This window comes from Dyadobacter alkalitolerans DSM 23607 (genome assembly GCF_000428845.1).
GTDB lineage: Bacteria > Bacteroidota > Bacteroidia > Cytophagales > Spirosomataceae > Dyadobacter > Dyadobacter alkalitolerans.
This window is the reverse complement of record NZ_AUAS01000017.1, coordinates 102,757-108,841: the sequence shown is the minus strand read 5'-3', so window position 1 is coordinate 108,841 and position 6,085 is coordinate 102,757. Positions and strand designations below refer to the sequence as shown.

Below are 6,085 nucleotides of genomic sequence, written 5' to 3'. Positions count from 1 at the left end.
ATTCTTATTTCTGACTCGCCATAGCTGGTTTTAACCCTCTTTTTTCCATAGCCATTGCGGGAGTTATTATTGAGCGACTGTTCATGCTTGTCATACCCCAAGTGCCCATCCAGCTCGCCTTCCAGCATCTTCTCAATGCCCCGCTTCTGCAACTGGCCAAGAAAGTCATTGAGCGTATCGCGGCTCTTGAACTGCTTTAAAAACTCATCAGTCAACAAATCTTCTGGTCTCATAAAATGTGTTTTGTTAAAAGTAAAAAATCGGAGTTACAAACCCCGATTTAAACTTTACACAGATTTTGAAATAGTGTCATAACCGACGAACATCGCCTAATTTACGAAGTCAAGGATGACTCAATCCACATCCTTCAGTGCCGCTTTCACTACTAAGCTTTTTACCTCGCTACAAGCTTCCGCATCTCCTCTTTTAATTCTTTCATCTCCGTATGCAAGCTCAGCAAGCTGACCTGCTGATGATCTGCTTCGAGATCGAAAGTTAGCTTGCTATTTACGATCCAAATTTCTTTGATCTCGCTGCGATCGATGCGGATGGGACTGTATTCGGGGTTTGATGAAACCAGGTTTATGAATGTAGACTGACTTTCCTGCTGGATTTTTTTTACCAAAATGCTATCAACCGTCACCACGACGTAGATCTGCTTTGGATTAAGACTTTCCCAATCATCCAGCGCCTTCCCGACGATCCATTCGCCCGAATGCAGCACCGGCAACATACTATCGCCTTCTACCTGAAAACCTCGGAATGTAGCATTCCGGAATTCGGGCAGCGGGATAGAGAAGGCGGGCAACGTCTCAAACCATTGTGCATCCCCAATGTTATTAGGATAACCAGCTGCCGCTTTGGCACTTACCAGCACGATATTGTCTTTGCCAGCATTATCTACGGTCACAACCTTGGGACTCATCAGCAACTTGTCCGGCTGTAAATATTTCTGCTTGCTATCACCAAAAAGCCACAATGGATTAATGCTATATTTTCGCAATAATTCCTTCACAACCTGCCCGGGAATCCGCGTCCGCCCGCGCTCAATATCAGCGGTCGTCGCGCTGATGCCCAGCTCGTCTGCAAACGCAGACTGGGTCAGATTCAACTCTTCCCTAATTTGTTTAAAACGCTTGAATTCCTCGTCGATCTGCATAGCCGAATGATCAGGTCAAAAAAAATCTGTAACTCCTTATCACAAGCAAAGATACATATTTTTTGGAATATTTCCTTTTTGTTTTGGGATATGATCCATATATTTGGAAATAATCCATATTTTTGTAAAAATTCCAAACGCAATGGACCGTACGATACTACATCTGGATCTGGACACATTTTTTGTGTCGGTGGAGCGAAAGCACGACAGCCGTCTTAACAACCGTCCCGTGCTTGTTGGCGGCACCGGGGACCGGGGTGTAGTAGCGGCATGCAGTTATGAAACTCGACCGTTTGGCGTGCATTCCGGCATGTCCATGAAGATGGCGCGTATGCTTTGCCCGGAAGCGACGATCATTCGCGGCGAAGCCGGGATTTATTCCAAAGAATCCAAAATCGTGTCAGAGATCATTGCCGACACCGTGCCTGTTTTTGAAAAAGCCAGCATTGATGAGTTTTATGCGGACCTGTCCGGAATGGACAAGTTTTTTGGCACTTATCAGCTTGCTACCAACCTGAGAGCGCGCATCAAACGTGAGAGCGGCCTGCCTATTTCCTGCGGCCTTTCGACCAGTAAAGTTGTGTCTAAGGTCGCAACCGGTGAGGCAAAACCTGACAATCATAAGAAGATCGATGCAGGGACAGAAAAAAGCTTTCTGGCGCCCATGCACGTGCAAAAGATCCCGATGGTCGGGGACAAGACGAACAAGATCCTCTACGACATGGGCGTCAAGTATGTGAAAACGATACAGGAAATGCCGGTGGAAATGATGGGCGAAATATTGGGTAAAAACGGCATTCTGCTCTGGAATCGCGCAAATGGGCTTGATAACTCTCCTATCATCCCGTTTCATGAGCGCAAATCGATATCGAATGAGCGGACTTTCGGCAAAGACACTGGCGACGTGAAGCGAATGCGGGAAATGTTGCGGGCTATGGGTGAAAATCTGGCTTACCAGCTGCGCAATGGCAACAAACTCACCTCCTGCGTTTCCGTAAAGATCCGGTATTCCGATTTTAATACGGTTTCCAAACAAGTGAAGATTCCTTACACATCGGCCGATCATACATTAATCCCTCAGATTGAAAGGTTATTCGATTTGCTGCATAACCGTAGAATGATGGTGCGGCTTGTAGGAGTCAATTTCAGTGATCTTGTTTCCGGAAGTCATCAGATCAACATGTTCGACGACTCCGAGGAGAAGTTAAATCTTTATCAGGCTATGGATTATATCCGGAACAGATACGGCACCGACAAGCGCGGAAACGCGATCCTAAGCTGGGGCACCACCATCGGCATCCCCAACATTTCCAGCATGGGAAACCCTTTCAACGGCGACCCACCCATCATCCCCGCACATCGGAATGCGTGAATTACTCGACGAATAAGTTTATTTCCAAAATACCATGCTACTCAACTGTCACTCTTATTTCAGCCTTCGTTTTGGGACTATTCCGGAACAGGAATTGCTTCAAATAAGCAGGGAAAACGGTTATGGCTGCATTGCACTGACCGATATTAATAACACATCCGGCTGCCTGAACTTCATTAGGATGGCGCCGAAATATGACATTAAACCAATCGTAGGAATTGATTTTCGTAATGGAATGCAGCAGCAATATGTAGGGTTAGCTAAAAATAACGCCGGGTTTCAGGAGCTGAATGCTTTCCTGTCAAAACATTCTTTATTGAAAGAAGCATTCCCGGATGAAGCACCGGAGCTGGAAAATGCAGTGTTCATTTATCCTTTTGAAAAACTATTTGCTACCAAAAAAGAGACATTGCTACCTAATGAGTTCATTGGCATTGCGCAAAAAGACCTGAACAGAATTCGCTTTTCGCCACTATATAAGCATAAGGAAAAGTTTGTGGTTATGCAGCCGCTGAGTTTTCGTAACAAGCGCGATTTCAACATGCACCGGCTATTGCGGTCGATCGATGAGAACACATTGCTAAGCAAGCTTTCACCCTCGGAAACGGGCGAAGAATCCGAGCAAATCATGCCGTTGAAGGTTTTGGAATATCATTTCAAGGAAAAAGATCTTGATTTCATTATCCATAACACGGAAAAATTGATGGAGGAATGCAGCATTCATTTCAATTTCGGTGATGACCGGGAGCATCAGAATCTGCGGGTCTATGGTGAAAGCGCAAAAGACGATTATCAAAAACTGACGTCACTCAGTTATCAGGCATTGGGCTATCGATACGGTGCGCATGTAACGGACGAGATTTTTGACCGGATCGCCATGGAACTGGATCTGATTCAGAAGCAGAATTTCGTGCCGTTCTTCCTTGTTAACCATGACATTGTCAGCTATGCACGACGAAAAGGCTATTATTATGTAGGTCGCGGTAGCGGCGCGAACAGCATTGTGGCTTATCTGCTAAACATTACGAATGTTGACCCGATAGAGCTGGACCTTTATTTCGAACGTTTCATCAACCTCCATCGCAAAAATCCGCCTGATTTCGACATCGACTTTTCATGGCGCGACCGCGAGGATGTGACACAATACATTTTCGACACTTTTGGAAAAAATGGGCAGGCATCATTGCTGGCGACTTACAGCACATTCCAGCACAGTGCAGCCGTGCGTGAGTTAGGCAAAGTTTTCGGTTTGCCTGCTTATGAGATCGATGCGCTGAGCAATGGAAAATTTGACCCGAAAAAACTAGATCAGATTTCGGGGCTGGTCATTAAGTATGCGGGTTATTTGCAGGATAATAATCAGCCAAACCATTTGAGCATTCACGCGGGCGGAATCCTCATTTCAGAACGGCCTATCCATTATTTTACCGCAACCGATGTGCCACCCAAAGGCTTCCCTACCACGCAATTTGACATGGTGATTGCGGAAGATGTGGGACTGAACAAGTATGACATTCTTGCGCAGCGGGGGTTGGCGAAGATTAAGGAAACTTTGGAAGTGATCCGATACAATCGCCCTGAGGAGCAGCCTATTGACATTGACGATGTCAAAAAATTCAAGACCGATCCAAAAATTAACGAGCTCATCAAGCAGGCGCAATGCATTGGTTGCTTTTATGTGGAATCTCCTGCTATGCGCATGCTTTTACGCAAGCTGGAAGTGGATAACTATCTCGGTCTGGTAGCAGCAAGCTCCATTATCAGGCCTGGCGTGGCGAAAAGCGGCATGATGCGCGAATATATTTTGCGGCACCAAAATCCTGAAAAAATCCAGGAAGCACATCCTGAATTATTAAAATTAATGCCTGAAACGTACGGCATCATGGTCTATCAGGAAGATGTGATCAAGGTTGCGCACTATTTTGCCAAGCTTACATTGGGCGAAGCCGATGTGATCAGGCGTGGAATGAGCGGCAAATTTCGCGGGCGTGATGAGTTTGAGCGTGTGAAGAAAAAGTATTTCAAAAACTGCTCGGATATGGGTTACGCCCCGCAAACGACACAGGAAATCTGGAATCAGATCGCCAGTTTTGCCGGCTACGCATTTGCTAAAGGACATTCTGCGTCCTATGCAGTGGAAAGTTACCAAACCCTCTTTTTGAAAGCATATTATCCGTTGGAATATATGGTCGCCGTGCTGAATAACGGCGGAGGTTTTTACGCACCGGAATTATATCTGCACGAGGCCCGCATGATGGGCGCGACCATCATGGCGCCTTGCGTGAACAACAGCAATGCGCAAGCCGTGATTAAGGGAAAGGACATTTATCTGGGATTGCAGTTTTTGAACGAAATTGAAGAAAAAACGATCCTGAAAATTGTGTCGGCACGTGAGCAGGATGGCGTGTTCACATCCCTGAATAATTTCATTGATCGCGTCGCCATTTCGATCGAGCAATTGACGATCCTGATCCGCATCGACGCATTCAGATTTACGGGAATCAACAAAAAAACGTTGCTTTGGAAAGCGCATTTCCGGCTTAGCAAAACACCGGCAAAAATCCCGCAGAAGCAGTTGTTTCATACAGAAGTGAAAGACTATCAGCTCCCTACATTCCACTCTTCGCCGATTGACGATGCATATGATCAGATAGAATTGCTGGGTTTTGCACTATGCAGCCCCTTCGATCTTTTGAAAAATGCGCTGCCGAAAAGCGTCATGAGCAAAGACCTCCATGCTTACGTTAATCGCGAAGTGGTGCAATATGGATATCTCGTAGCAGTTAAAAACACACGGACGGCAAGGGGTGAAACCATGCAATTCGGCACTTTTCTGGATCAGGAAGGGCATTTCATTGATACCGTGCATTTTCCACAGGTCGCAGCGAAGTTTAACTTTTCCGTAAAAGGTGTTTATAAAATCCGTGGCGTAGTGACAGAAGAATTTGGTTTTTTAACCATTGAAGTGATTGAAATTACAAGGATGGACTCAGCAACGCGTTAAGGTTACAAAAAAGGGAAATTTTACTACGTTTCATCCGGCTTTGGCTGGTTAAAGCATTACCTTGACTCATCTTAATATCTTTGACAGAACGAATATGACAAAGCAAATCCATCTTATCCTTGCGCTTGCCTGCATTTTTGCGGCGTGCACAAAGAAAGAATCCGAATCCTCCTCAGCGACCGAGAACACCGCTCAGCCTATTTCCGAATGTTACGCTTACACAACCGAAAAGGACTCTGCCTTCCTGCATATTGATATGACGGCTGACAGCATTGTGACCGGGGAACTGAAATACAGCTTATTTGAAAAAGATAAGAACCGTGGCAAAATTGAGGGTAAAATCAATGGTGACACATTGCGGGCCGATTACAAGTTCATGTCCGAGGGCGTTGAATCGACACGTGAGGTGGTGTTTTTGAAAAAGGATGGCAACTGGGTCGAAGGATTCGGGCCGGTGGATGAAAAAGACGGCAGCATGAAGTTCAGCGACAGATCCAAGTTAGATTTCACCAATGGCCTGACGTTTAGAAATGAGAAGTGTCGCTGATTT

General features: G+C 45.7%; 6 protein-coding genes. 4 read left to right on the top strand and 2 right to left on the bottom strand.

The window, feature by feature from the left end; translation table 11 throughout:
- Positions 1-233: transposase (locus G395_RS0123765; protein ID WP_026632352.1), on the bottom strand; the 233-nt coding region annotated here is incomplete at its 3' end.
- 78 nt (positions 234-311) lie between these two features.
- Here G395_RS0123765 and G395_RS33125 point away from each other — a divergent pair.
- Positions 312-389: a type II toxin-antitoxin system YoeB family toxin gene (locus G395_RS33125; protein WP_084439799.1), complete on the top strand. Its 78-nt coding sequence runs from the start codon at positions 312-314 to the stop codon at positions 387-389.
- A gap of 5 nt (positions 390-394) precedes the next feature.
- Here the strand turns inward: G395_RS33125 and G395_RS0123760 are convergent, their stop codons facing one another.
- Positions 395-1,159: an XRE family transcriptional regulator gene (locus tag G395_RS0123760; RefSeq protein WP_026632351.1), complete on the bottom strand. Its 765-nt coding sequence runs from the start codon at positions 1,157-1,159 to the stop codon at positions 395-397.
- A 142-nt stretch (positions 1,160-1,301) separates the two neighbouring features.
- Here G395_RS0123760 and G395_RS0123750 point away from each other — a divergent pair, with 142 nt between their 5' ends.
- The 3 genes from G395_RS0123750 to G395_RS30160 all read left to right on the top strand — a co-directional run bounded on the left by G395_RS0123750 (position 1,302) and on the right by G395_RS30160 (position 6,082).
- Positions 1,302-2,531 carry a DNA polymerase Y family protein gene (locus tag G395_RS0123750; RefSeq protein WP_026632350.1) on the top strand — a complete coding sequence of 410 codons (1,230 nt, stop codon included), beginning with the start codon at positions 1,302-1,304 and terminating at the stop codon, positions 2,529-2,531.
- Between the two features lie 34 nt (positions 2,532-2,565).
- Positions 2,566-5,535 (top strand): DNA polymerase III subunit alpha, encoded by a 2,970-nt coding sequence (locus G395_RS0123745; protein WP_026632349.1) that lies wholly within the window; start codon positions 2,566-2,568, stop codon positions 5,533-5,535.
- Positions 5,536-5,629: 94 nt separating this feature from the next.
- Positions 5,630-6,082 carry a hypothetical protein gene (locus tag G395_RS30160; RefSeq protein ID WP_051350338.1) on the top strand — a complete coding sequence of 151 codons (453 nt, stop codon included), beginning with the start codon at positions 5,630-5,632 and terminating at the stop codon, positions 6,080-6,082.
- Positions 6,083-6,085 lie beyond the last annotated feature (3 nt).

Coding starts and splice junctions, on each gene's coding strand:
- G395_RS0123760 (WP_026632351.1), bottom strand. CDS start 1,159: ATGCAGATCGACGAGGAATTCAAGCGTTTTAAACAAATTAGGGAAGAG.
- G395_RS0123750 (WP_026632350.1), top strand. CDS start 1,302: ATGGACCGTACGATACTACATCTGGATCTGGACACATTTTTTGTGTCG.
- G395_RS0123745 (WP_026632349.1), top strand. CDS start 2,566: ATGCTACTCAACTGTCACTCTTATTTCAGCCTTCGTTTTGGGACTATT.
- G395_RS30160 (WP_051350338.1), top strand. CDS start 5,630: ATGACAAAGCAAATCCATCTTATCCTTGCGCTTGCCTGCATTTTTGCG.